A 24887-nucleotide genomic window follows, 5' to 3' on the forward strand; every position below is an offset into this window, starting at 1 on the left:
TCGCCATGCAACTTCCGATCTATCAGGTCGATGCCTTCAGCGACCGCGTGTTCGGCGGCAACCCAGCGGCGATTTGCCCGCTGGAGCACTGGCTTGACGACGCCACCCTGCAGCGTATCGCCGAAGAGAACAACCTCTCGGAAACCGCCTACTTCGTCGCCGAAGGGGAGGGCTACCGCCTGCGTTGGTTCACTCCGGGCGTGGAAGTGGACCTGTGTGGCCACGCCACCCTGGCCGCGGCCTGGGTGCTGTTCAACGAGCTGAAGGTGGATGTGCCGGTGCTGCGCTTCTTCACCCGCAGCGGCGAATTGCGGGTCAGTCGTGACGGTGACCAGCTGTCCATGGATTTCCCGCAGAAGTACCCGCAGCCCGCCACGCTGCCAGAGGGCCTGGCCGAAGCCCTGGGTTGCCGGATCGATGCGCTGTACCGCAGCGACGACTACATCGTGGTGGTCGACAACGAACAGATCATTGAAGGCCTGCAACCGGACTTCGCTGCCCTGGCCCGCTATGACGTGCGCGGCGTTGCCGTGACCGCGCCAGGTACGGACTTCGATTTCGTCTCGCGCTGGTTCGGCCCGCAGGTGGGAGTGAACGAGGACCCGGTGACCGGTTCGGCGCATACCTCGCTGGTGACCTATTGGGCCGAGCGGCTTGGCCAGCACAGCTTCAGCGCGCGTCAGGGCGGGGCGCGCCGTGGTCAGTTGCGCTGCGAGCTGCGCGACAACGGCCGGGTGATTCTCAGCGGTCAGGCCTGCTTGTATCTGCGTGGCACCCTCTACCTGGCAGATTGACCGCCGGTCGGCAGCGACCCCGGCGCAGACAAACCTTCCCGGGCCGCGTGTCATCGAACCTCACAGAAGCGCTTGAAGTTCCGTTCTGTGGAGGTGTTCCCGATGTCGAAGAAACGCGATCAGTTCAGCATGCAGAATCCGCTGACCCAGTACCCTCAGCCGCCGTTTCCGGCCCAGGGCCAAGTGGCGCCGGGACTGGATGCGCGGATGAAGCCGGAGCCGGATCACGGCGAGAAGACCTACGTCGGCTTCGGTCGCCTGGCCGGGCGCAAGGCGTTGATTACCGGTGCCGACTCGGGGATCGGTCGCGCCGTGGCCATCGCCTTTGCCCGCGAGGGCGCGGATATCGTGCTCAACTACCTGCCCCTGGAACAGGCTGATGCCCGCGAGGTGATCAAGCTGATCGAGGCGGAGGGGCGGCGGGCCATCGCCATGCCTGGCGACCTCAAGGACGAGCAGTTCTGCAAGGACCTGGTGGACAAGGCCCATGAGCAACTCGGTGGCCTGGATATCCTGGTCAACGTCGCCGGCAAGCAGGTGGCACGCAAGGAGGTTGCGCATGTCAGCAGCGAACAGTTCGACGCGACCATGAAGACCAATGTCTACGCGCTGTTCTGGCTGTGCCAGGCGGCCGTGCCGTTGATGCCGGTGGGGGCGACCATCATCAATACCGCGTCGATTCAATCGTACCAGCCGTCGGCGACGCTGCTGGACTATGCCACCACCAAGGCGGCGATCGTCGCGTTCACCAAGGCATTGGCGAAGCAAGTGGTGGAGCGGGGAATCCGGGTCAATGCGGTGGCGCCGGGGCCGATCTGGACGGTGCTGCAGCCCAGTGGCGGGCAGCCAGCGGAGAAGATCCCGCATTTCGGCGAACAGGTGCCGATGAAGCGGCCGGGGCAGCCGGCGGAGTGTGCGCCGTTGTATGTGCTGCTGGCGTCGCAGGAGTCGAGCTATATCACCGGGGAGGTGTTTGGAGTGACCGGGGGGAATCCGACGCCTTGAGGTGAATGGTTCTGGGGCCGCTTTGCAGACCTTCGCGAGCAAGCTCGCGAAGGTCTGCAAAGCAGGCCCAAAGCCAGACGACTCAGATCTCGCGCAGGAACTGCGACACCTGCGCCAACCCTTCCTTCATCACTTCGGCATTGTTGGCATAGCCAATCCGCACATACCCCTCGATATCCAGCGCGCTACCCGGGGTGAACATCACCCCCTTGGCTTCCAGCAACTTCACACAGAAGTCCCGCGACGGCATGTCCACGTCGATCTTCAGCAGCGCCGTGGTCCCGGCTTTCGGCCTGACGTAACTGACCCGTGGCTCGTTGGCTACCCAGGCATCGAGCAGCGCCAGGTTTTCACGGGTAATGGCATGGGCCCGCGCCAGGATATGCGCACGATGCTCCAGGGCGATGGCGGCAAAGTGATCGTCGAGCATGCCGACGCTGATGGTGTTGTAGTCGCGGTGGATCGACACGGCATGGATCAGTTCCTGCGGTCCGACGACCCAACCCAGGCGCAGGCCGGCCAGGGAGAAGGTCTTGGACATGCTCGCGGTGCTGATGCCTTTCTCGTACAGGTCGGCGATCGACACGGTGAAACCGTCGCCCTGCTGGTCGGTACCGCGATAGACCTCGTCGCACAGCAACCAGGCGTCCACTGAACGGGCGATGTCGACGATGGCTTCGAGCATGTCGCGGTTCATCAGCGAGCCGGTAGGATTGTTGGGGTTGTTGAGGGCAATGAGGCGGGTATTGCCGCGAACCATGCCGCGCAGTTCTTCCAGGTCGGGAAGGAAGGCGTTTTCCTCACGTAGGCGCAGGATCGACACCTCGGCACCGTAGCTTTGCGGAATGGAATAGTGCTGCTGGTAGGTCGGTGCCACGGAGATCACATGGTCGCCTGGCTCCACCAGAGTCTCGTGGACCAGGGCGTTGGCGCCGATGGCGCCGTGGGTGACGGTCACGTTATGCCGCTGCTGCTTGTCGTACAGCGAGGCGATCAGGTCGCGCAGACGGTCCGAGCCTTCGATGGCGCCGTAGGTCATTTTCATCGGCAGCAGCTCATCGAGAATGCTGTCGCGCTTGCCGGCGAAATCCAGCAGCTCGGCGATGGTGATGGACTCGACACAAGTTTCCGCAAGGTTGTAGCGGCACGCGTTCTCGTAGGCGTTCATCCAGATTTCAACGCCAAATTCCTTGATTTTCATTGAACTATCTCGTGTTCCTGAAGTGGATTGGGAGGCGTGCTGACGATGCGCGGCGTCAGGCAGCAGGTGTACCCGGGCGAGATAGTTATAGCCCGAAAATCTACGGTAGACAAACAGTCTCTTTGCTAAGTCTGTTGGCGCAGGGCCTTGACCCACTTGTATACCGTGGCCCGTCCCATGTTCAGGACGTTGGCAACGTAGTCGGCTGCGTTGCGGCCGTCGAAGGCGCCTTCGGCGTACAGCGCCTCGATCAGCACGCGCTTGTCCTTCATGCCGAGGGTAGCGAGCGCCAGTTGCCGCTCGGCCAGCCAGGCGTGGAGGAAGGTGTTGATGCGCTCCTGCCAGTCATCGCGGAACAGCGCCTCGGGCTGCGGGAGCAGCCGGCTGACCTGGAAGAAGGCGTTGAGGGCGTCACGGGCCTGGTCGAGCACGGAGAAGTTCAGGTTGATGCACAGCAGTGCCTCGGCATGGCCGTCGTCGTCCCGCAGCACGCTGGTGATGGAGCGGATCTTCTGGCCGTTCCAGTTGAGCTTCTCGTATGGGCCAAGGCTGGAGACCTCGTCGAAGTCGCCGGGCAGTTCGTCCAGGGCCGAGTCGTCGCCGAGCTGGCGCTTGGAGAAGTTGTTGGCGATATGCACCACGGTCTGGCTGTGCAGGTCATGGACGATGACTTCGGCATGGGGGAAGAGCAGGGTGGCGATGCAGTCGGCGATGGTCTTGTAGTTGTCCAGTTTTTTCATGGGTGACGGCAGCGTCCGTGATTGAGGCGCCCATGATAGCCCTCCCGCAAAAAAGATGAACCTCGGCGCAAGCCTCCAGCTCAGAACAGGTAGTGGTAGCACAGAACCCTGGAACTGAAGAGAGGATTCAATGATGAACACACTGTTGCGTAGCGCGGGCTTTGCCCTGGCATTCACCCTGGCGGGCGCGGTACACGCGGCCGAGGACGCCGACGATTTCGTCGAGGATGCGTCGGCCAAGGGCGTCGCCGAAGTGGAAGCGGCCAGGCTGGCCCAGGAGAAAGGCACGGCGGCCGACGTCAAGGCCTTCGCCGAGATGATGCTCAAGGACCACGGCAAGGCCAACGAAAAGCTGAAGTCCATTGCCGCGAGCAAGAAACTCGAGGTCTCCAGCGATGCCGACCTGATCGACAAGGCCAAGGCGATGATCCTCGAACTGCGCGGCGCCAAGTCGTTCGACCAGGCCTATGCCAACAACCAGGTCAATGCCCACGAGGCGACCATCAAGCTGTTCGATGAGTACGTCAAGGACGGCAAGGACGCTGAACTGCGCGCCTTTGCGGAGGAAACCCTGCCGACCCTGCGTACCCACCTGGAGAAAGCCCGGGCGCTGGCCCATGCCCACGGCGGCAGCTCGGTCGATCCGGCGGCGACCACCCGCGATGCCACCGACCCGGTGGTGTATGACAAGGATGGCAAGCCGATGACGCCGAAGGACCATGCCAAGCCCTGAATTCAATGATCCAGCAGGGACCCGTGGGAGCGGGGGAGCCCGCTCCCACGGCGAGTTGTGGTTATCGCTCCAGCACCGAATTCACCGTCTGCTGCAGTACCTCGAACGATACCGGCTTGTCGACATGGGCATTGAACCCGGCCTTGAGCGCCTGATCCTTGTCCTGGCTGGCGCCGAAGCCGGTCAGGGCGATTACCGGCAGCTCGGTGAAGCGGCTGTCGCGACGCAGGCGGCCGATCAGCTCCAGGCCATTCATCACCGGCATGCCCAGGTCCGACAGCACCAGGTCGAACTGCCCACCCGTTTCCAGCCGCTCCAGCGCCTCGGCGCCGTTGCAGGCCAGGGTCACCTCGGCACCTTCCAGCTCCATCAGGGCCTTCATGATGTTGAGGATGTCCTCGGAGTCGTCCACCACCAGCACCTTGAGACCCAGGAAGTCTCCCGGCGCCTGGTCCAGTTCCTCCGTCACCGGCTCATCCTCGCGGCTGTAATGCGGCAACCAGACGCTGAAGGTGGCACCACGCCCCACGCCCGCCGACTTCGCCTCGATCCGCCCGTGGTGCGCCTCCACCAGCTCGCGCACCAGCGCCAGGCCGATGCCCAGCCCGCCACGGTTCTGGCCATGACGGTGCTCCGGCACCTGGCCGAACATGTCGAAGATCAGCGGCAGTGACTCGGCCGGGATACCCTGGCCATTGTCCTGCACGTCCAGGCGCACCTGCGGGCCTTCGTCCACCAGGCGCAGGCAGACGCATCCACCCGCCGGAGTGAACTTCAGCGCATTGTTCAGCAGGTTCCAGATGATCTGCTCGATGCGCACCGGGTCGGCGTCGATCACCAGCGGTTCCCGGGACTCGCCCGGCAGCTCCAGTTGGATCTGCACCTGCTGGCTCGCGGCATCGCCCTTGGCCACCCCGGCGATATCGCCGAGCAGTTGCTGGACCAGCACCGGGCCACGGTTGAGCTTGAGCTTGCCGGTGTTGATCCGCGACAGGTCGAGCAGGTCGTCGATGATCCGCGCCTGGCTGCGTACCGCACCGAGGATGGTGTCCACCGCGCGGCCGGCCAGGGCGTTGCCGCGCACCAGCGGCAGGCGCGCCATCAGTTCGCCGTTGAGCTGGATCAGGTTGAGCGGATGCTTGAGCTCGTGGGACATGACCGCGAAGAATTCGTCCTTGAGCTTGCTGGTGGTGCGGCTCTGTTGCAGTTGCCAGACCTGCTCGGACTCCTGGCGCTTCTTGTCGGTGATGTCCCGGCCGATCTTGGCGAAGCCGTGGGTACCGTCGCACAGGGCGTTGGTCACGCCGCTGCAGAAGAAGCGGCTGCCGTCCTTGCGCTGCAACCAGCGTTCGTCGTCGGCACGGCCATCCTTGCGCGCCAGGCGCAGTTCTTCCTGCAGCACGCCATTCTCGCGATCCTCGGGCAGGAAGATCAGCTCGGCGGAGCAGCCCAGCACCTCGTCCTCGCGGTAGCCGAAGGTGCGCTCGGCGCCGCGGTTCCAGGTGGTGATCAGGCCTTGGGCATCCATGGTCAGAATGATGAAGTCCTGGGTGCTTTCCGCAGCCAGGTGCAGGCGTTCCTCACCCTCGCGCACCCGTTCCTCGGCCTGGCGCCGCTCGCTGATGTCGATGAAGGTCAGCACCGCGCCGTCGATCAGGTCCTCGGTGGTGCGGTAGGGCAGCAGCCGGGCGATGTACCAGCGGCCGTCGTTGCTCGGCACCTCGCATTCGATGATGCGCAGCGATTCGAAGGCCTCCACGGCGTCCGCGGCCATGGTCGGGTAGTCCAGGCGGTGGGTGATGTCCAGCAGCGAACGGCCGGTGTCCGAGGGGATGATGCTGAAGATCTCGGTAGCCCGCGGCGTGTACGACTTGATGCGCATGCGACGGTCGACGAACACCGTGGCGATATCGGTGGAGGCGATCAGGTTCTGCAGGTCGTCGTTGATCTTGCCGGTTTCCTCGACCTTGCTCTTGAGCTCCTGGTTGACCGTGATCAGCTCTTCGTTGATCGACTGCAGCTCTTCCTTGCTGGTTTCCAGCTCCTCGGTGGTGGAGCGCAGTTCCTCGTTGATCGCCTGCAGTTCTTCATTGGAGGCCTTGAGTTCCTCGGTGGAGGTCTCGGACTGCTCGACCGTGGCCTGCAGTTGCTCCTTGGTCCGTTGCAGCTCGCCTTCGAGCTGCGACAGCACGCTGTCCTTGCCATCGTCACGCGGGCCCTTGACCTCGGCACTCATGGTTTCCTCGACCTCGTCGAACAGCACCAGGACGAAGTCGGCATCCAGGTCGCGGAACGGCCGGGCGACCATGTTCACGTAGTAGTTGCGCCCGTCGCGTTCCAACTGCACGCGTCGCGCTTCGATGCTCTTGCCGGTCTGGAAGGCCTGGAACAGCGCGGTGCGCAGCTCCAGGCGCAGTTCCGGCAGCACCTGGGTCAGCAGGTTGTGCGACGGCTCGCCGCCGACATGGCGCAGGAAACGCCCGGCGCGATCGGACATGTGCACGATGTCCGAGTCCTGGTTGACCACCACGCTGGGCGGCCCGTATTGCTCCAGCACGCGCTGGTGCACCTCGGCGAAGGACACCTTGCGCCGCTCCAGGCTGCGCTCGATGTTCGGCAGGGAAAAGCCGGTGAAGGCGTTGAGGGGCAGGGTAGGGGTCGGCCGGCCGAGGCTGGAACTGGCCTTGGCGCGGTAGATGCGGTTCTTCTTGTCCACCGGGGTGAACAGGTCCAGGCACACGTCCGCCGACTCCGAACTGCCGAGGAACAGGTAGCCGCCGGGAGCGAGGGCGAAGTGGAACATCTGCAGGATGTCCGCCTGTACCTGGCGGTCGAGGTAGATCAGCAGGTTGCGGCAGCTGATCAGGTGCAGCTTGGAGAACGGCGGGTCGCGCAGCAGGTTGTGCAGGGCGAACAGCACCCGCTCGCGGATCTCCTTCTTGACCCGGTAGTGGGTCTGCTCCTTGGCGAAGTGCTGGCGCAGCCGCGCCGGCGGGATATCGGTGACCACCGCCTCGGGGTAGACCCCGGCACGGCCGACGCCGATGGCATGCTCGTCGATATCGGTGGCGAACACCTGGAACTTGTGGGTGCTGTGGCTGAAATCCAGGTGGTCGGCCAGCAGCATGGCGATGGAATAGGCTTCCTCGCCGGACGAGCACCCCGCCGACCAGGCGCGTACGGTGGGATCGGTTTCGCCGGTGAGGTCGAACAGCCGCGGGATGATCTCGCGCTCCAGCGCCTCGAAGGACTCGCGGTCGCGGAAGAAGTTGGTCACGCCGATCAGCATGTCGTCCAGCAGGGCGCTGGCTTCGTCGGTGTTGACGTTGAGGAAGTCGCGGTAGGCCGGCAGGTCGCTGAGGCGATTGACCTGCATGCGCCGTTCGATGCGGCGCAGCACGGTGGCGCGCTTGTAGTGCTTGAAATCGTGACCGGTGCGGGTGCGCAGGATGATGATGATCTCCCGCAGGGCGGCATCGGCGGCGCGCTCTTGCTCGGCGGTGTCGGGGTTGTGCAGCGGCGGCTCGATTTCCTCGCCCAGGGGCAGTTCGATGCGGCGCATGTTGTCCCACAGGTCCACCAGCTTCTGCGGCATGTCTACCACGGGCATGACGAAGTCCACCTGGCCGGTGGCGATGGCGTTGCGCGGCATGCTTTCGTACTCGGCATCGTCCAGGGACTGGGCCAGGGTCACGCCGCCCTGTTCCTTGACCCGTACCAGCCCGGCGCTGCCGTCGTTGCCGGCGCCAGACAGGACCACGCCGATGCTGCGATGGCGGTGGGCATCGGCCATGGTGCGGAAGAACACATCGATGGCGATATGCCGCGGCTGGCCGCTGGGGCGTTCGGTGACGCGCAGGTAGCCGTCGAGCATTTCCAGCTGCTGGGCGGGGGAAATCAGGTAGACGTGGTTGCACTCGATCGGAGTTGGCTGGGTCACCTGGCTTACCGGCATCCGCGTGACCTTCTGCAGGATGCGGTCGGCGCTGCTTTCGTGTTCGGCGGACAGGTGCATCACTACCACGAAGGCCATGCCGCTTTCGTTGGGCATCTGCTCGAAGAAGCGCAGCAACGCGCCAAGGCCGCCGGCGGAAGCGCCGAGGCCGACGATGGGGAAGGGCAGGAAGCTGGGGAGCGAGGTATAGGGCGTCTGGGCCTGTAGCGTCTCGTCGGGTGTGTTCATGTTCGGGTGCTCTGCTGACGCATGTTGGCCGGACTGGTAATGCAGGAGACAGGCAGATTGCTGCCGTCCTGGCGCAAGGGCGAAACTTTACCGCATAAATCGCCGTGCCGGGCTCAAAGGCGCGGTCTGGCGGCGAGCTTCGCGCGAACCTGGTCGAGATCGTCCTCGATGCTGTTCAGCTGGAGTTGCAGCTGGGCAGTGGCCTGGGTCATGTGGCTGACCTGGGCTTGCAGGCGCTTCATGCTGTCCAGGTGCGCGTTGATCGCATCGCCCAGCTGTGCACCTTGCAGGAGGTGCCTTGTCCGGTGGGGTTCGTCTTGCGTGGGGTAAACAGGCAAGCGCATCGGAGTTTCCTTGGCGGATTGGCGTTCTATTCAGTTATCGACTGTGGCGATGGGAGGAAAGTTGCCTCGTTCAATCAGATATCGGCAACGCCTTGCGCAACGGCACCTCCTGCAACAACCAGGACAACCCGAACGCCACCGCCGCCACCCCGCAGGCCACCAGGAACACCCCATGCATCGCCCCGGAAAACGCCAGCAGGTACTCCTGCTGCAACGCCGCCGGCAAAGCATGCACCGCCGTTGGCGACAGCGTGGCCGGTGCCCCTGCGGCCGTGGCGAAGTCACCCGACAACCGCGCCACCAGGGCATGGGAAAACAGCGCGCCGAACACCGACACCCCGATGGACCCGCCAATCGAGCGGAACAGCGTCGCCCCTGATGTCGCCACGCCCATATGGCGCAGTTCCACGCTGTTCTGCACCGCCAGGATCAGCACCTGCATGACCATGCCCAGCCCGGCGCCGAGCAGGCCCATGTACAGATTCATCAACACCATCGGCGTGTCCAGGTCCAGCCGGCTGAGCAGCCCCATGGCGATCACCTGCAACGCCGTGCCGAGGATCGGGAACACCCGGTAACGGCCCCAGCGGCTCACCAGCCTGCCGGTAATCGCCGAAACCACCAGCAGCCCGCCCATCAACGGCAGCATCTGCAGGCCAGCACCGGTCGGCGAGGCATCCTTGACCACCTGCATGTACAGCGGCAGGAAGGTTACCGCGCCGAACAACGACACGCCGACCATGAAACCGATCAGGCTCGCCAGGACGAAGGTGCGGTGGCGGAACAGATGCAGCGGCATGATCGGCTCGGCAGCGCTGCGCTGTTCGATGACGAAGCCCACCAGTCCGATCAGGCCCACCAGCGTCAGGCAGATCATGTCCAGCGAGGTCCAGGCCAGCAGGTTGCCGCCAAGGCTGGTGATCAGCACCACCGAGGCCAGGGCCAGGGTCAGGAAGAACGCGCCGAAGTAGTCGATGACGTGCTTGACCTTGGCCACGTGCGGACGGAACACCGCACCGATCACCACCAAGGCGACCAGGCCCAGGGGCAGGTTGATATAGAAGATCCAGCGCCAGGACAAATGCTCGACGAGAAAGCCGCCGGTCAACGGTCCGACCACCGTTGCCAGGCCGAACACCCCACCGAACAGCCCCTGGTAGCGCCCGCGCTCGGCCGGCGGGATGACATCGCCGATGGCCGCCATGGCCACCACCATCAGGCCACCACCTCCGAGCCCCTGCAGGGCACGCAGGACGATCAGCTGGGTCATGTCCTGGGCCATGCCACACAGCGCCGAGCCCAGCAGGAACAGGATGACCGAGACCTGCAGCACCCGCTTGCGCCCGTACAGGTCGCCGAACTTGCCGTACAGCGGCACCACCACGGTGGAGGCCAGCAGGTAGGCGGTGACCACCCAGGACAGCCAGCGCAGGCCGCCCAGCTCACTGACGATGGTGGGCAGGGCCGTGGACACGATGGTCTGGTCCAGGGCGGCGAGGAACATCACCAGCAGCAGGGAGCCCAGGAGCAGGGCGATCGGCGGGTGGCCGTCGCGCTCGCCGGTGGAAACGGTCTCGGAAGTCGATTGCATGACGTTGACCTGAAAGGAAATAAGGATTGGCTGCGTCCTGTGTTGTTCAGTCGCCATTGCCTTGGGCATGGCGCCGGCCCGCGTCGTGCAGGCCGGCCAGTGCGAAGCCGTAAAGCTGCGCGGCAACCGCGTCGCCGGGCATGTCGAGGATCTCCCGCAGTACCCCGGAACCACCCCGCGGACCAATCAGCAACATCGCCCAGGGCGCGGTGACGCAGAGGATGCAGCGGGTCAGGGCCGGGTCGTCGGCAGGAATCCCGCTGATCTCGCTGAACAACGCCTTGAGCAGGGACAGGCGCAAGGGGGCGTTCGCCCGCAAGTGCGCCTGGGCCTGCGGGCTCGGCGTGAGGATTTCCGCGGCCAGCACCCGCAGATGCCAGCTGTCGGCGCCCCGGCCGGCCTTGCGCACCACCAGTTCGATCAGTTCGCGCAGCTTGTCCGGAGCCGCCTGCGAACTGCTGCTGATGCGCTGCAGGTCGCTGAGATCGAGGAAACGCCGGCGAGCTTCATCGAGCACGGCCAGGTACAAGCCGTTGCGGCTGCCGAAGTGATAGTTGATGGAAGCAAGGTCCACTTCGGCCCTGGCCGCCACCGCCTTGTTGCTGGTCTCGCCCTGGCCGTGGGCGGCAAACAGTTCGCCGGCGGCTTCGAGAATGCGGATGCGGGTCGCTTCGCCGTCTTTGCGGGGGGTGGCCATGGTCAGGCTCCGGGTAGGGAAATCATTGCAGGATGTTGCTTCAGCTTAAATCTAAATTCAATTTAAATTTAACGACTGCGACGAACGACCGAGCAGGAATGGCCAGCTGGATGAATACCGTAAATCACCTCAAGTCAATGCACGAATATTTCACCTGTTTCGCTATAACGTAACCTAATGTTTCACCTATAGTTTATGGCATTCACTTACCGGGGTTTGCGCAAGTCCATGAGTTTCAGTCCAGGCACCACGGATCCGGAGTTCACCGATACACCGCGTTTCCAACAGTCCCTTCTTCATTCACGACAATTGGCCCGTGTGGTCCAGCTGTCGGCGTTAGCAGCCTTGCTGCTATGGCTCGGCGCGCTGTTCATCGGGGTGTTCAGTCCTCTGAGCCATTGGGTGCCCTTGCTCGCCATCAATGCCGCGACCTTGCTGCTGCTGGCAGCGGCGGGGCGCTCGGCGTGGACGGTGAGCAAATGGCGCGCCGAAGCAGTTGGTCAGACTGCGGCATCCCTGGCGTTATGGCGCAAGGGTGCGACCGCCGAGGATGACGATGAGCCCCTGAGTGTTATCGAGCGTGGTCTGTTGCGTCTGGGACTGGCCGTCAAGGTCCAGTTGCAGCGCCTGGGCTTCGAGGCGTTATGGCTTGCCGGTTTGTCGCTGCTGGCCTTGATCGTCGTCGCGGGCGCCTGGCGTCTTGATCTGCCGGCGCCGGTCGCAGCAGGCGAGGGCGGTTGGATCGCCGTGGCGCTGCTTGCGCTGTCAGCCTTCGGGCTGGTGGTGATGGAGCGCCATCTGAACGGTGAAAACCCCGCAGTGTGGCCCGAGGCGGCGGCGCTGGGCGCGATCCTCCGGGTGGTGATCGCGGTCCAGGTGCTGTCGATCGCCTGCCTGGCCCTGGCCGACGGCGAGCGGCTGTGGCCGGCGCGGCTGGCGGTGCTGCTCGGGATACTGCCGGGCCTGCTGGCCCTGGAACTGATGATCCGCGCGGTGTTGTCGGTATTCACCCCGCAACGACCGCAACAGGAGCCGCCACTGGTCGCCCGCAGCCTGGTGGCCGGCTCGCTGCAGTGGCCGCCACGGCCGCTGGCGTTCCTGCGTGTCGAGCTGCACCAACGCTTCGGCATCGACCTGCGGCAGATCTGGGCCTTCGACTTCATGCGTCGTGCGTCGCTGCCGGTGCTGGCGCTGGTTGCCGTGGTCGGCTGGTTGCTCACCGGGGTGAGCGAGGTGGCGCTGGACAAACGCGGCATCTACGAGCGCTTCGGCAATCCTCAGGAGGTCTGGCAGCCGGGCCTGCATGTCGGTTTGCCCTGGCCGTTCGGCAAGGTGCTGAGCGTCGACAACGGTCAGGTCCACGAACTGGCCACCTCGGGCGATGCGGCACTCTCCGACCCGCTGGCCGACGCCGAAGGCCCGGCGCCGGCAGCGGCCAACCGCCTGTGGGACGCCACCCACGTCAGCGAGAACGCCCAGGTCATCGCCGGGGCCAGCGGCGGTCCGCAGAGCTTCCAGATCGTCAACATGGACGTGCGCTTCATCTATCGCATCGGCCTGGACGATGCCGCCGCGCTGGCGGCGACCTACCACAGCACCGATGTCGCCGTGCTGGTGCGCAGTATCGCCAACCGCGTGCTGGTCCGCGACTTCGCCAGCCGCACCCTGGACGGCGTGCTCGGTGCCGAGCGAGATAGCATCGGCAAGGACGTCGGCAAGGCGGTGCAGGCCGACCTGAACCGTCTCGACAGCGGGGTGCAAATCCTCGTCACCTCGGTGGAAGCCATCCATCCGCCGGCCGGCGCGGCCAATGCCTACCACGGCGTGCAGGCGGCGCAGATCACCGCGCAAGCCCTGATCGCCCGCGACCGCGGCAAGGCTGCCGAGCAATCCAGCCAGGCCCGGCTCAATGCCACCGCAGTGACCGACAAAGCCAGTGCCAGCGCCCGGGAAACCGATGCCAAGGCGCGTATCGCCGAACTGCGCTTCGGTGCCGAACGCAGCGCCTGGCAGCAGGCCGGACAGGCCTTCCTGCTCGAACAGTACCTGGAACACCTGGGCAAGGGCCTGGGCAAGGCCAGCAGCCTGATCATCGACCACCGGCTCGGCGCCGGGCAGGCCCCGACCCTGGACCTGCGCAGCTATTCATTCCCCCTGGAGCCGACTGCGGCCCGACCTGACCAGGAGCGCCCCCATTGAGTCACGCTCACCACGATCACGCCCCTGACCACGACTGCGGCCATGATCATTCCCACGACCACGCGCATGACCATGAGCATGAACAGCCGGCCGGCCCGGCCTGGCGGCGGTACCTGCTGGCGGCGCTGCTGGTGCTGGCGATGCTAGCCACGGCCTGTTTCGTCCAGGTACGCACGGGCGAAGCCACGGTGGTGACCCGTTTCGGCAATCCTGCGCGGGTGCTTATCGAGCCGGGCCTTGCCTGGCGCTGGCCGGTGCCGTTTGAAGCCACGGTGCCGGTGGACCTGCGCCTGCGCACCACCTCCAGCGGCCTGCAGGATGTCGGCACCAAGGACGGGCTGCGCATCATCGTCCAGGCCTATATCGCCTGGCAGGTGAGTGCCGATCCGCAGAGCATCCAGCGCTTCATGCGCGCGGTGCAGAACCAGCCGGACGAAGCCGCACGGCAGATCCGCACCCTGGTGGGTTCGGCGCTGGAAACCAGCGCCAGCGGGTTCGAGCTGGCCGACCTGGTCAACGTGGATGCCAGCCGCGTGCGTATCGACGCCTTCGAGCAACGCCTGCGCGAACAGATCGCCAGGCAACTGGCCGACACTTACGGGGTCAGCGTGGTGCAGGTGGGTATCGAGCGCCTGACCCTGCCCAAGGTGACCCTTGAAGCTACCGTCGACCGCATGCGCGCCGAGCGCGAGACCATCGCCACCGAGCGCACCGCCGAAGGCAAGCGCAAGGCCGCCGAGATCCGTTCCGCAGCCGAACGCGACGCACGCATTCTCGAAGCGGAGGCAGGGGTGAAGGCGGCGGATATCCAGGCGCAGTCCCAGGTCCAGGCCGCGCAGATCTACGCCAAGGCCTATGCCGGCGCGCCGGAACTGTACAACCTGCTGCGCTCGCTGGATACCCTCGACAACCTGGTCAATCCCGGCACGCGCCTGGTTCTGCGCACCGACGCCGCGCCATTCCGCGTGCTGGTAGACGGTCCGCCGACGCCGACCGCCAGCCGGGCAGGGCGCGAGCATGAGTAACCGCGAGCAGGCGCCGGCCACGCCGTGGTTCCAGGCCGGGCGCATCGGCTTCATCGCCTTGTACGGCGTGACCTTGCTGGCCGCCGTTGGCTGGCTGTTCGGTAATGTCCGCGAAGTCGGGCCGGAAAGCCGCGCGGTGGTTTTGCGCCTGGGCGCGGAAAACCGTATCCAGAACGCTGGCCTGCTGCTGGCCTGGCCACGCCCGTTCGAACAGGTGCTGATGCTGCCCTCGGCAGGACGGGTGAGCGAGCGTCGGGTCGAGTTGCTGTTGCGCTCGGAGGCGGCGGTCAAGGCCGATCGTGACGCGACCCTGGCCGGCGACGCCAGCGCCGGCTCCGGTTATCTGCTGACCGGCGATGCCGGCATCGTGCAACTGGATGTCCGGGTCTTCTACCAGGTCAACGAACCCTATGCTTTTACCCGCCAGGGCGGGCATGTCGAGCCGGCGCTGGATCGCCTGGTGGAGCGCAACGCGGTGAAGATCTGCGCCTCGCGCGACATGGACGCGATCCTGGTGGCGCGGCCGGAGCTGGTCGGTGCCGATTCCCAGGTGGCCGAGCGCCGCGAGCGCCTGCGCGGTGACCTGCAGCAGGGCATCAACCAGAGTCTCGCGGCGTTGAAGGCCAACGGCACCGACCTCGGTATCGAAGTGGTGCGGGTGGATGTCCAGTCGGCGTTGCCACAACCGGCGGTCAACGCCTTCAACTCGGTGCTCACCGCCAGCCAGTTGGCCGAGCAGGCCGTGGCCAGCGCGCACAACGATGCGGCCCGGCAAACCCAGCAGGCCACGCAGAACGCCGATCGTACCGTGCAGGTGGCCGAGGCCGAGGCCCGCGAGCGCCTGTCCCGCGCCCAGGCGGACACGGCGACCATCGCCGGTCTGGCACAACAGAACGACCCGGGCCTGATGCTGCGCCTCTATCGCGAGCGGGTGCCGGCAATCCTGTCTCGTGCCGGCTCCGTCACCACCGTCAATCCCGAGGACAGCGGCCGCCTGATCCTCGATGGCCCGAAACCCTGAACCGCAGGAACTCCATGAGCGCTCATCACCATCATGGCCACGGCCATCACCACCACGGCCATGTGCACCTCACCGCCGGCCTGCTGTCCCGTGACGAACGTCGCCAGGCCGCGCGGCAACTGACCCTGGCCATGATCGCCCTGGGCCTGCTCGGTCTCGGCCTGGCCTGGCGCTGGCTGGCCCCGGGGCAGGACAGCGTGGCGCAGATCCTCCTCGGTATCGCCTCGCTGCTGGTGGCGGTACCTGTGCTGCGTTCGGCCTGGCACAGCCTGCGCCACCCGAGCCTGCACGGCATCACTGACCAGTTGATCGCCCTGGCCATGCTCGGTGCCTGGGCCACCGGCGACCTGGCTACCGCGGCGCTGCTGCCGATCATCATGATCCTCGGCCACGTGCTCGAAGAACGCAGCGTGCTCGGCTCCCAGGAAGCCATCGAGGCCCTGGGCCGCCTGACGCGCAGCCAGGCCCGCCTGATCGGCGCCGACGGCCAGGTGCGCGAAGTCGACAATGCCAGCCTGCAGCCGGGCGACCTGGTGGAAGTCCGCGCCGGCGACCGGGTACCGGCGGACGGCCGGGTGGTGGAGGGCCAGGCAAGCCTGGATACCGCGCCGATCACCGGCGAGGCCGTGCCGCAGGAAGTGGGGGTGGGTAGTGATATCCACGGCGGCGCGATCAACCTCGATGGTTTGCTGCGGGTCCAGGTCAGCCGTGTTGGCGACGACTCGACCCTGGGCAAGGTGATCGCCCTGATGCAGCGCGCGGAACAGGCCAAGCCACCGATCACCCGCCTGCTGGAGCGTTATGCCGGGCGCTATCTGCTGTTGGTGCTGCTGATTGCCGCTGCCACCTGGTTCATTACCAGCGATGCACAGGCCATGCTCGCCGTCCTTGTCGCGGCCTGTCCCTGTGCGCTGGTGCTGTCAGCGCCGGCTACCGCAGTGGCGGGGATCGCCGTGGCCGCGCGGCACGGCATCCTGATCCGCGGTTCGGCATTCCTTGAAGAGCTGGCCGACCTGTCGTCGCTGGTGATCGACAAGACCGGCACCCTGACCCATGGTGCCCTGCATCTGCGACAGATCCTGCCGGCCACGCCGGATATGGCGCAGGAGCAGATCATCCAGCTGGCCGCCGGTCTTGGCGCGGCCAGCAGTCACCCGGTCAGTCGTGCCCTGGCGAGGCTGGTGCCCCATGAGCAGCAGTTGCCTTTGAGCGAACTGCACGAGCGCCAGGGGTTCGGTGTGGTCGCCCGCACTTCGCAAGGGGAAGCGGCTCTGGGGCGTCCCGAGCTGTTCCAGCAACTGGGCATGCTGATCCCGGCCATTCCCGAACATGACGGTCCGATCGCCGGCCTGGCGCTGAACGGGCGTTTCCTGGCCTGGCTGCTGCTGGCCGACAACGTCCGCCAGGAAGCGCCGCAAGCCATGCAACAACTGCGCGAACTGGGCCTGCAACGGCAACTGCTGCTGACCGGCGACCGCCATGGCGTGGCCGAAGCGGTGGCCGCGCAGACCGGGATCAGCCGGGTCGTGTCCCAGGCCTTGCCGGAGGACAAGCTGCACCAGGTCAACCAGGAACTGCAGGCCGGCTTCCGGCCCATGGTGGTAGGGGACGGCATCAACGATTCCCTGGCACTCAAGGCCGGCGTGGTGGGGGTGGCCATGGGGGCAGGGGGCGCGGATATCGCCCTGGCTGCGGCGGATATCGTGCTGATCAACGGCGATCTGCGCCGCCTCGCCACCTGCGTGCGCCTGAGCCGTGCCTGCCGGCGTACTTTGCAGTGGAACGTACTGATCGGCCTTGGCTGGACCGTGGCCATCGTGGTGGCGGCGGCGTTCGGTTTGCTGGGCGCCGCAGGTGCGATGATCGCTGCGGTGTTGCATAACCTCAGTACGCTGCTGGTACTGGGCAATGCCGGGCGTTTGCTGCGCTATGACGAAACGGAAAATGGGTAGCGCCGAGCTTGTGATCAGCCTGCGGCCATGTGCTCCACGATCATGCTGCGCAACCAACGCTCGCCCGGGTCGTTGTCAGTGACCTCACCCCAGACCATGGCCAGTTCCGAGGTAGCGATGGGGAAGGGAGGATCGTCGGCACGCAGGCTGCTGCCTTCGATCAGCGCCGCAGCGGCAAAGTCCGGAACGCAGGCAAGCAGTTCTGTCCCCGGCAGGATCGAGCGCAAGCCACTGAACTGCGGCACGGCGAGTTTCACCCGGCGTGTCCGCCCGACCCGTGCCAGGTCGTTGTCGATGTTGCCGCACAGATCCCCGGAAAACGACACCAAGGCATGCGGGCGCTCGCTGAAATCATCCAGGCTCAGGGGAGCGGGGCGGTCGTCACCGCGCAAGACCTTCACCGCCATGTCACGCAGCTTGCGGCGCTTGGCATTGGCCGGCAGGTCGGTGGTGTAGCTGACCCCGACGGAAATCTCGCCGGAAGCCAGCATCCCCGACATCAGCAGGAAGTTGACCCGCCGAACCACCACGACCACCTCCGGCGCTTCCTCGCGGATCTGCTTGAGCAGTTGCGGGAACAGGGCGAACTCGGCGTCATCGGAGAGGCCGATACGGAAGGTGTCACGGTTGGTCGCCGGATCGAAGTCGCGGGCGCGGCTGACGGCGCTGGAAATGGTGTCCATTGCCGGTTGCAACTCGCGCAGGATCGCCAGGGCGCGCAGGGTGGGCTCGAAACCGCGGCCGTTGCGCACCAGCAGCGGGTCGTCGAACAGATCCCGCAAACGGGCGAGGGCAGAGCTGACCGCCGGCTGTCCGAGGAACAGCTTTTCAGCAGCGCGGGTGAGGTTGCGTTCGAACATCAGGGTCTCGAAGATCACCAGCAGGTTCAGGTCGATGCGGCGCAGGTCGTTGCGGTTCATGCGGGTTCCTTTTCCAACGACTTTGATATAACTCAACTAAATAGTCATTTAGCGTAGTTATAAATAAGAGTGATAATTCAAGACGGGAGGGCGTGGCACAGCCAGACCGTCAGGCCGCCGCTCTGTGGATCCTCGACGACATGCTCCAGTACCTCGAACCCGTGCCGCTGTAGCAGATTCACGTACTCCTGTGGGTCGAGACTGGCGTGGTAAAGCGTCTCGCCCTCGAACTCGCCGAGGGCTTCGCCCAATCCGGTACCGCTGGTAAACATCAATAGCGCACCAGGTGCCGCATGGCGCTGGAACGACGCGAACATCCCGCGCTGATCGTCGGGGTGCAGGTGGAAAAAGCTGTTCCAGGCCAGGATACCTGCGAACTGACAGTTCAGTTCAAGGGTGCGCATATCGGCGTGAACCCAGGTGTGTTCGGCAAAGCGCTCGCGACACAGGGCGATCATTTGCTGGGAAGAATCCACGCCAGTCAAGGCATGACCAGCCTCGATCAGAAAACCTGCAACAGGCTGGCCGGCGCCACAGCCCAGGTCCAGAACGCTCGAGGATGGCGGCAACAACGAACGGAAACGCTCGATCCATTTGCGGTCGGAGAAATGCTTGTGGCGCAGGCGATCCCATTGGCTGGCGTGACGATCGTAGAGCCCGACGATGTGGCTGGCGGAGGGGTGATAAGGCATGGATCGTGGTCCCTGATGCCTGCTTGGCGGAATCTGTGAAGTCTGCCGTTGCTCGTCTACTATGGCAAACCTTCGAAGGAATGAGCCATGTCCATGCGTAGATTTGCCGTATTCTCCGGGCATTCGGAGTGCGCATTGGCCACGAAGGCTCGTCGCGGGTCAATCCATTCAACAAGGAGGCCCTCAAGCTGTATGTGCTTGAAGGCTCGCAACTGCGACAGGTCATGAGTGATCTGGTGGTTGGCCAATTCCCCGGAGAATGGGACGGCAACTGCGCCGGCGAATTCAATCAAACAAAACGCACGCTAACCATTGGCAAACCCGGTAAGGACGGGTTCGCCAATGGTTAGCGAGAGGTCGACTGAAAGTCACAGCGTCGTCAAAGGTGAAAACGACTGCGAAGACATCAACGGCGCGTCGACGAGTGCAACACATACGCTGGAGTACGGCGGTAGCAAGTACGCAGTCCCCAAGGGATTGTTGGATTGGTGAGGTAGGCCTAGCTGAAATCTGGCCTCCACTGGTTGGCAACGGCCGGTACGAATGTTCGCATAATGTATATTATGTTAAACGACAGGCTATGTCATGGATGTTCATGAGTTGCCTAAGCCTCTGATTCGACAAATCGGTTTCTGACGTCCAATCTCACTACGGGCCATGTCCTTCGTGTTCATGGCGAGTCATTGAATGAGGTGGCTGCCGATGAAGCTGATTCAATGCCGTTTCTCCTCAGGTCAGCGTGTACCGCTGCTCGTGCAGACTGGAGATGTGGAGCCTTTGCCCATACTTGTCCCGTTCATCTACGTTCAACTCAAGCTCAGGCATCGGTCATACAACACCGCAGCGGCGCACCTGCGCGCGATCCAGGCTTTCTACATCTATGCCAAAAGCCGTGACGTCAATATTGATGACACTATCTTGGCCTGCCACTTCGAGTCGATTCTGGCTTTACTGGATGGTTACGCCATCTGGCTCCAAAGCGGCCGTCAAGCCGACAACCTGGTTGGTCGAATCGGCAAAGCTGCAACGGCACCTTTTCCGCAGATTGATCCGCGTACCCGTGACCAGTACTTGCGGTTGCTGAAGCAGTACCTGTCCTGGTGCGTGACCCGTTACATTCCGCGCGCCCGTCAGAACTCAACCGCCGTGGCTAACATCGAAGTTGTATTTGCCGATGTCGCTGACGTCATTGAGCGACGCTTTGAGAGCCATATCCTCAATGCTCGACCAAACCGCACTCGTTATCGAAGCCTGACAGATACTCAACTCCAGATTATTCGCACACTGATTCGCCCGGGCGCCGCGGAGAATCCGTTTCCGGAACGACTACAGTTGCGCAATTGGCTAATGATTGAATTACTACTGGAGACTGGTATCCGTCGCGGAGAGCTTCTGAAGCTCTACACCACGGATATCAATCAGGGTTCTCAGCATGCCTATGTCAGCATCAATGATCGCGAACATGATCCCGGCGACCCGCGAGCTGAAGAGCCTGCACTGAAAACTCACGGGCGGACGGTAGGCATCTCTGCGCAGTTGTATGAGGTCTACGAGCGCTACATCCAGGGTGAACGGCGCCCCCTGCGTGACGGCAAGCCTATGAAATTGCTGTACCGCTATTTGTTCATCTCTGACCGAGGCCGCCCGCTGTCGATCCGCGCGTTGTCTAACGTCCTTGATCGGCTATTTTTGACTATTGAATTGGCTCATCCGGGGTTGTTGCCTACACTTTCCGCGCATGACTTTCGCCACACTTTTGCCGACCGCTTTTTGGCTTACCTAGTCGAGAGGCGTGGGCATGACCTAGAACGGGCGACGGACGAACTCCGACGAGTCTGCGCTTGGTCTGAGACTTCGACGATGCCACGCCGATATGCAAGTCGTTATCTAGCCGAGTCGGCCAATCTCCACAATGCCCAGCGTGCCTCAGCAGCCTGGAGCCGGCTTGACAGTTAGGGAGGTTCGCCGTGACCAAATCAGCCGATCAAGAACACGCGTCACCCTCCTCCTCTTTTCCGACCTACGTGTTCGAGGGCCCGGCTCAGGTTGCGATTCGAACTCGCACCACTGACCAGCCAAGATACGTCGATACCCGGATGCGGGTGTGGACGTGGTACGACGGTGGAGTCGCGATGAAAATGGATTGGGCTGCACTCCAATTGAATTCGGAGCTAATCGAAATTGGCAAAGGTTTTATGGCCTATGCACTTGAGAAATATGCTCCTCGAACTGCGGTAATGTTCGCAGATACCCTATGCTTTTTATCTGGCACAAATCTCGCGACCGGACTTCCTTGGTCCCCCAATAAACTGGTCACTGCTCTCGAGGAACTCAAAAAAACGAGGACGGTACTTATAGGATTTCGACGGTTTTACCGATGGGCAATGGATAGAGGAATCAATGGCTTCGATCCAATTACCTACTTAAAAATCAAGGATGTGAAATCAGATCGAGTTGACCCGTATGCGCGAATTTTTCTCTCGCAGTCTGGTTTGGACCTCGATGAGGAAGTTCGACTACTCAAGCGCATTGATCGAGAGGTTTCGCCTATTTCTTGGGAAGAGGCCCAGCTCAATATAGTACTTCACTTAGGTTTCGAGCTTGCACCACGCGCAATTCAATTCCACTCGCTTGACATCGCGGATTTTGAGTTCATTGAAAGTGCTGGTCATGAAAGGTACTACACCCTGTGGCTACCCATGGCTAAAAAGGTCGGCCAGCGCAGGCCTGAGCGACGGCCCCGCAAAGTCACCTCCCGACTGGGTGAAAAAATCTCACGCCACATCTCGGAAATCCAACGCCAATTTGGCGGCAACTGTGGACCATTATTTGTTAATCCTAATGGAAAACGTCTGTCAGTTAACGAAATCGTTATAGGTCTTAAACATGAGCTGCGTGAAGCAGGGATAGATAAGCCTAACCAGGTAACTATGTTGTTACGTCATCACCTCGGGCAAGGTTTGGCTGACCAGGGAACACCGGCGGACATGATTGCCGAACTTCTTGGCCACAACAGCACAGTAGCGGCGCGCGCTTACGTCACGGCAACTCCCAACATTGCCCGGATCAAAGAAAAAGCACTCGGCAAAAGTCCCGCCTATCAACGCATTATGCGCAGTCTCTTGACCGGGGAAGTCGTGCAGCGCCGTGATACTGTTGCCGAAAGAGCGATCCGTGGCGTGATCGACACACAGTACATTGGGGACATCGGTGCATGCGTCCTCCCGGTTCATACACACTGCCCCTACAATCCCGTCTACGCCTGCTACACCTGCAAGAAGTTCCACCCCTTTGCTGACGGCCGCCATGAGCAGGTAAAAGAGGCGCTGCAACGAGAAGCGCAACGATTCATAGACATCGCGGAACAAGCCGGAGATCTCATTCAGAACCGGCCCCTCGCCCAGCATCAGACGACCATCTTGGCGGTAAGCGCTACGATCGAGCGCTGCCGGAAACACATGGAGGATTCCGCAGATGACGCAGTCTAGGGCAAGGAAGAGTCTCGAAGGCTTCATCAAACAGGAACAAGTGGTTTTTCGGTCGCTACCGATTAAAACCCCTTGGGAGCTAACGCTATGGTCGGTCGAGCATTGGCTGCCGCAGCGCTTAAAGCAACAGACCATAACCTTTGAAACTCACCGACAGTCGTTGGAAAAGAACGGCTATTCTGTTCCTCCTAAAGCTGCCCTCCCCTTGGATTTCCAGGATTTTTGCAAGGCATTAATCGTATACCTTCAACGCACCCGAAACCTGAAGTTTTCGATGGTCGCGGCCTACAATATTGCCGTGCGCCGGCTTTACAATCCGTTGTTTGAACGACGCGTATCCGACCCTACGCAGTTGACGCGGGGTGATTTTGACCGCGTCGTAGAATTTCTCCGCGTGAGTGGCTACAAGAATTTTTACGACGCGGTCTCTCATCTTCAGGTAATAGCGGACACGATCGATAAACTGCAATTAACCGAGACCTCCATCCACTTCGCACATGATGTAAAGCCAGAGAAACTCCGCCACGAGTATATCTCATTGCACGATCCTGATCGTGCGGTAAAACAGCGTAAATCTGATGATAGATTGCCTTCTCGTGAGGCGATGGAAGCATACGCCCTATGTTCGAACAACCCTCTCAGTGACGGCGAAGAAATTTTGCTGCGCGTGATAGATTTATTGATTGCGACTGGACAGCGAGGTAACGAAGTAGCAGTCATCCCCTATGATTGTTGGGTTGAGAGGCCGATCAAAGGGAGTACAGGAGAGGTCGTTGTAGATGCCAATGGTAAGCCTCTGGTCGAATGCGGAATTAGGTACTTTGCGGAAAAGCAATTTCAATCCCGTGTTCATTGGTTGGCTGAAAGCGACGTTCCCTTAGCCAGGCGAGCGGTAGAGAGATTGAAGACGCTAACCGAAGAGCAACGTGTAGTGGTCAACAATTCCCGGACACAGAATTGAGTTTTTCTTCTGCCACAGCCGGCGGTACGAAGCCGTTGTGCTGATGCGGCCTTGTCCAGTTGTACCGCTGCATGAGGTAGCGCCCGATATCCTGCTCGGCCAACGCTACCGTCATGTAACCCACCGTCGGTACCCATTCCGTCTTCAAGCTGCGAAACAGTCGCTCCATGGGCGCGTTGTCGTAGCAGTTTCCACGTCGGCTCATGCTTTGAGTTATCCGATAGCGCCACAGCCGCTGGCGGAAACTACGGCTGGCATATTGGCTGCCTTGGTCACTATGAAATAGCACGCCTTGGGGCCTGCCACGCATCTCGTACGCCTTGTCCAGCGCCTTGATGACCAACTCGGCATCCGGCTTGGCAGACATCGCCCAGCCCACCACCCGGCGGCTATACAAGTCCAGGACCACCGCCAGGTAATGCCATCGACCCTGCGCCCAGATGTAGGTGATGTCGCCGCACCAGACCTTGTTTGGCGCTGCCACCGTAAACTGCCGATCAAGAACATTGGGAATATCGAGACGCTCAACCGTGGCCCGCTTGTACGCATGAGAACCGGGCTGCTTGCTGATCAAACCCTGTTCCTTCATCAGGCTTCGTACCTTGAAACGTCCCACTTCAACACCCTCATCCCGGAGCATGGCGACGATACTGCGGCTGCCCGCAGAGCTGCGGCTCTGGCTGAACAGCTCGTTGATACGGCTGCGCAGGCCCATACGACGAACATCGATACGGCGGCGTCGGGCCAAGTGCGCGTAATAACAGGATCGAGGTATTTCGAACACTGAGCACAACAGTTGAACAGGGTAGTGCTTTGCCAACTGCCGAATCGACTTCAACGTCTGCGCCCGTGTTCCTCGGCCATCAAGAGCGCAGTGGCCTCCTTTAAGATTTTCTTCTCAAGCTCCAGGCGGTTGATGCGGGCCTTGAGCGCCTGGATTTCCTGCTGCTCCGGCGTCATCGCTTTGCTGGACGGGGTCACACCGTTTCGCTCGGCCTGAAGCTGGTTGACCCAGCGACGCAGCGCCGACTCTCCTATATCAAGCGACCTCGCGGCCTCGGCATGACCGTAGCCTTGGTCGAGCACAAGGCAGGCAGCTTCGCGCTTGAACTCGGGGGTGAAAGTACGTCGTTGTCTATTCATCGAACACCTCTCTGGGGCGAGCATTCTCGCCTAAGTGAGTGTCCGAAATCATTAGGCCACTACATGCATGCCTAAAGACCTGTTTAGACATGCACCTGAAATGGTCCTTCAAGCAGCAAAGGATGAGGTCTGCGGTGTCGTACACGGTTGAAATGCTAGATTTGCGTGACACCTCTGACGTGAGTTGCTCGACCCAAG

General features: G+C 62.6%; 20 protein-coding genes. 11 read left to right on the forward strand and 9 right to left on the reverse strand.

Annotation, left to right across the window (positions count from 1 at the left end; genetic code table 11):
* The first annotated feature begins 5 nt into the window (after positions 1-5).
* Together AC5QPF_RS15720 and AC5QPF_RS15725 are read left to right on the forward strand one after the other, a co-directional pair.
* Positions 6-794: a PhzF family phenazine biosynthesis isomerase gene (locus AC5QPF_RS15720; RefSeq protein WP_494958771.1), complete on the forward strand. Its 789-nt coding sequence runs from the start codon at positions 6-8 to the stop codon at positions 792-794.
* A 102-nt stretch (positions 795-896) separates the two neighbouring features.
* A complete protein-coding gene (locus AC5QPF_RS15725) occupies positions 897-1799 on the forward strand; it encodes an SDR family oxidoreductase (RefSeq protein WP_494958772.1) in 903 nt (300 codons plus the stop codon).
* Positions 1800-1881: 82 nt separating this feature from the next.
* Here the strand turns inward: AC5QPF_RS15725 and AC5QPF_RS15730 are convergent, their stop codons facing one another.
* The gene (locus tag AC5QPF_RS15730; protein WP_494958773.1) at positions 1882-3000 is read right to left on the reverse strand and encodes an aminotransferase; all 1119 of its coding nucleotides are present in this window, start codon (positions 2998-3000) and stop codon (positions 1882-1884) included.
* A gap of 125 nt (positions 3001-3125) precedes the next feature.
* Positions 3126-3740 (reverse strand): PAS domain-containing protein, encoded by a 615-nt coding sequence (locus tag AC5QPF_RS15735; protein ID WP_494958774.1) that lies wholly within the window; start codon positions 3738-3740, stop codon positions 3126-3128.
* A gap of 133 nt (positions 3741-3873) precedes the next feature.
* On the opposite strand from AC5QPF_RS15735, the gene AC5QPF_RS15740 reads away from it, so the two are divergent.
* On the forward strand, positions 3874-4473 hold the full coding sequence (locus AC5QPF_RS15740; protein ID WP_494958775.1) for a DUF4142 domain-containing protein: 600 nt from the start codon (positions 3874-3876) through the stop codon (positions 4471-4473).
* A 61-nt stretch (positions 4474-4534) separates the two neighbouring features.
* Here the strand turns inward: AC5QPF_RS15740 and AC5QPF_RS15745 are convergent, their stop codons facing one another.
* From AC5QPF_RS15745 to AC5QPF_RS15760, 4 genes are all read right to left on the reverse strand, one after another.
* Positions 4535-8656 (reverse strand): CheR family methyltransferase, encoded by a 4122-nt coding sequence (locus tag AC5QPF_RS15745; RefSeq protein WP_494958776.1) that lies wholly within the window; start codon positions 8654-8656, stop codon positions 4535-4537.
* A gap of 113 nt (positions 8657-8769) precedes the next feature.
* Positions 8770-9000, reverse strand: coding sequence for a hypothetical protein (locus AC5QPF_RS15750; protein ID WP_494958777.1), 231 nt, complete (start codon positions 8998-9000; stop codon positions 8770-8772).
* 70 nt (positions 9001-9070) lie between these two features.
* Entirely contained in the window at positions 9071-10591 is a 1521-nt protein-coding gene (locus AC5QPF_RS15755) for a DHA2 family efflux MFS transporter permease subunit (RefSeq protein WP_494958778.1), read from the reverse strand.
* 46 nt (positions 10592-10637) lie between these two features.
* On the reverse strand, positions 10638-11288 hold the full coding sequence (locus tag AC5QPF_RS15760; RefSeq protein ID WP_494958779.1) for a TetR family transcriptional regulator: 651 nt from the start codon (positions 11286-11288) through the stop codon (positions 10638-10640).
* Between the two features lie 228 nt (positions 11289-11516).
* On the opposite strand from AC5QPF_RS15760, the gene hflK (AC5QPF_RS15765) reads away from it, so the two are divergent.
* The 4 genes from hflK (AC5QPF_RS15765) to AC5QPF_RS15780 are packed head-to-tail and all read left to right on the forward strand — an operon-like array spanning position 11517 to position 17485.
* Positions 11517-13487 carry an SPFH domain-containing protein gene (gene hflK, locus AC5QPF_RS15765; protein WP_494958780.1) on the forward strand — a complete coding sequence of 657 codons (1971 nt, stop codon included), beginning with the start codon at positions 11517-11519 and terminating at the stop codon, positions 13485-13487.
* Positions 13484-14512, forward strand: a complete 1029-nt coding sequence (gene hflC, locus AC5QPF_RS15770; protein ID WP_494958781.1) for an SPFH domain-containing protein — start codon at positions 13484-13486, stop codon at positions 14510-14512. The genes hflK (AC5QPF_RS15765) and hflC overlap by 4 nt, the downstream gene beginning before the upstream one ends.
* A complete protein-coding gene (gene hflK / locus AC5QPF_RS15775; RefSeq protein WP_494958782.1) occupies positions 14505-15533 on the forward strand; it encodes an SPFH domain-containing protein in 1029 nt (342 codons plus the stop codon). The genes hflC and hflK (AC5QPF_RS15775) overlap by 8 nt, the downstream gene beginning before the upstream one ends.
* 14 nt (positions 15534-15547) lie before the next feature.
* Complete coding sequence (locus tag AC5QPF_RS15780) at positions 15548-17485, forward strand: heavy metal translocating P-type ATPase (RefSeq protein ID WP_494958783.1); 1938 nt, start codon at positions 15548-15550, stop codon at positions 17483-17485.
* 14 nt (positions 17486-17499) lie between these two features.
* On the opposite strand, the gene AC5QPF_RS15785 is transcribed toward AC5QPF_RS15780, so the two are convergent.
* Both AC5QPF_RS15785 and AC5QPF_RS15790 read right to left on the reverse strand, forming a co-directional pair.
* A complete protein-coding gene (locus tag AC5QPF_RS15785; protein ID WP_494958784.1) occupies positions 17500-18405 on the reverse strand; it encodes a LysR substrate-binding domain-containing protein in 906 nt (301 codons plus the stop codon).
* Positions 18406-18482: 77 nt separating this feature from the next.
* Positions 18483-19097 carry a methyltransferase domain-containing protein gene (locus AC5QPF_RS15790; protein ID WP_494958785.1) on the reverse strand — a complete coding sequence of 205 codons (615 nt, stop codon included), beginning with the start codon at positions 19095-19097 and terminating at the stop codon, positions 18483-18485.
* A 128-nt stretch (positions 19098-19225) separates the two neighbouring features.
* On the opposite strand from AC5QPF_RS15790, the gene AC5QPF_RS15795 reads away from it, so the two are divergent.
* The 4 genes from AC5QPF_RS15795 to AC5QPF_RS15810 all read left to right on the forward strand — a co-directional run bounded on the left by AC5QPF_RS15795 (position 19226) and on the right by AC5QPF_RS15810 (position 23546).
* Positions 19226-19447, forward strand: a complete 222-nt coding sequence (locus AC5QPF_RS15795) for a PA3715 family protein (protein WP_494958786.1) — start codon at positions 19226-19228, stop codon at positions 19445-19447.
* A gap of 352 nt (positions 19448-19799) precedes the next feature.
* Complete coding sequence (locus AC5QPF_RS15800; RefSeq protein WP_494958787.1) at positions 19800-21053, forward strand: tyrosine-type recombinase/integrase; 1254 nt, start codon at positions 19800-19802, stop codon at positions 21051-21053.
* 11 nt (positions 21054-21064) lie between these two features.
* Complete coding sequence (locus AC5QPF_RS15805) at positions 21065-22585, forward strand: tyrosine-type recombinase/integrase (RefSeq protein ID WP_494958788.1); 1521 nt, start codon at positions 21065-21067, stop codon at positions 22583-22585.
* A complete protein-coding gene (locus AC5QPF_RS15810; RefSeq protein ID WP_494958789.1) occupies positions 22572-23546 on the forward strand; it encodes a site-specific integrase in 975 nt (324 codons plus the stop codon). The genes AC5QPF_RS15805 and AC5QPF_RS15810 overlap by 14 nt, the downstream gene beginning before the upstream one ends.
* Here the strand turns inward: AC5QPF_RS15810 and AC5QPF_RS15815 are convergent.
* Positions 23521-24689, reverse strand: a protein-coding gene (locus tag AC5QPF_RS15815) for an IS3 family transposase (protein WP_494958790.1) whose coding sequence is annotated in 2 segments (ribosomal slippage) — positions 23521-24428 and positions 24428-24689 — 1170 coding nt in all. Because the reading frame shifts where the segments join, the coding sequence is not laid out codon by codon here. The genes AC5QPF_RS15810 and AC5QPF_RS15815 overlap by 26 nt on opposite strands.
* Between the last annotated feature and the right edge of the window lie 198 nt (positions 24690-24887).

It is taken from the genome of Pseudomonas sp. Con_6, from assembly GCF_059379395.1.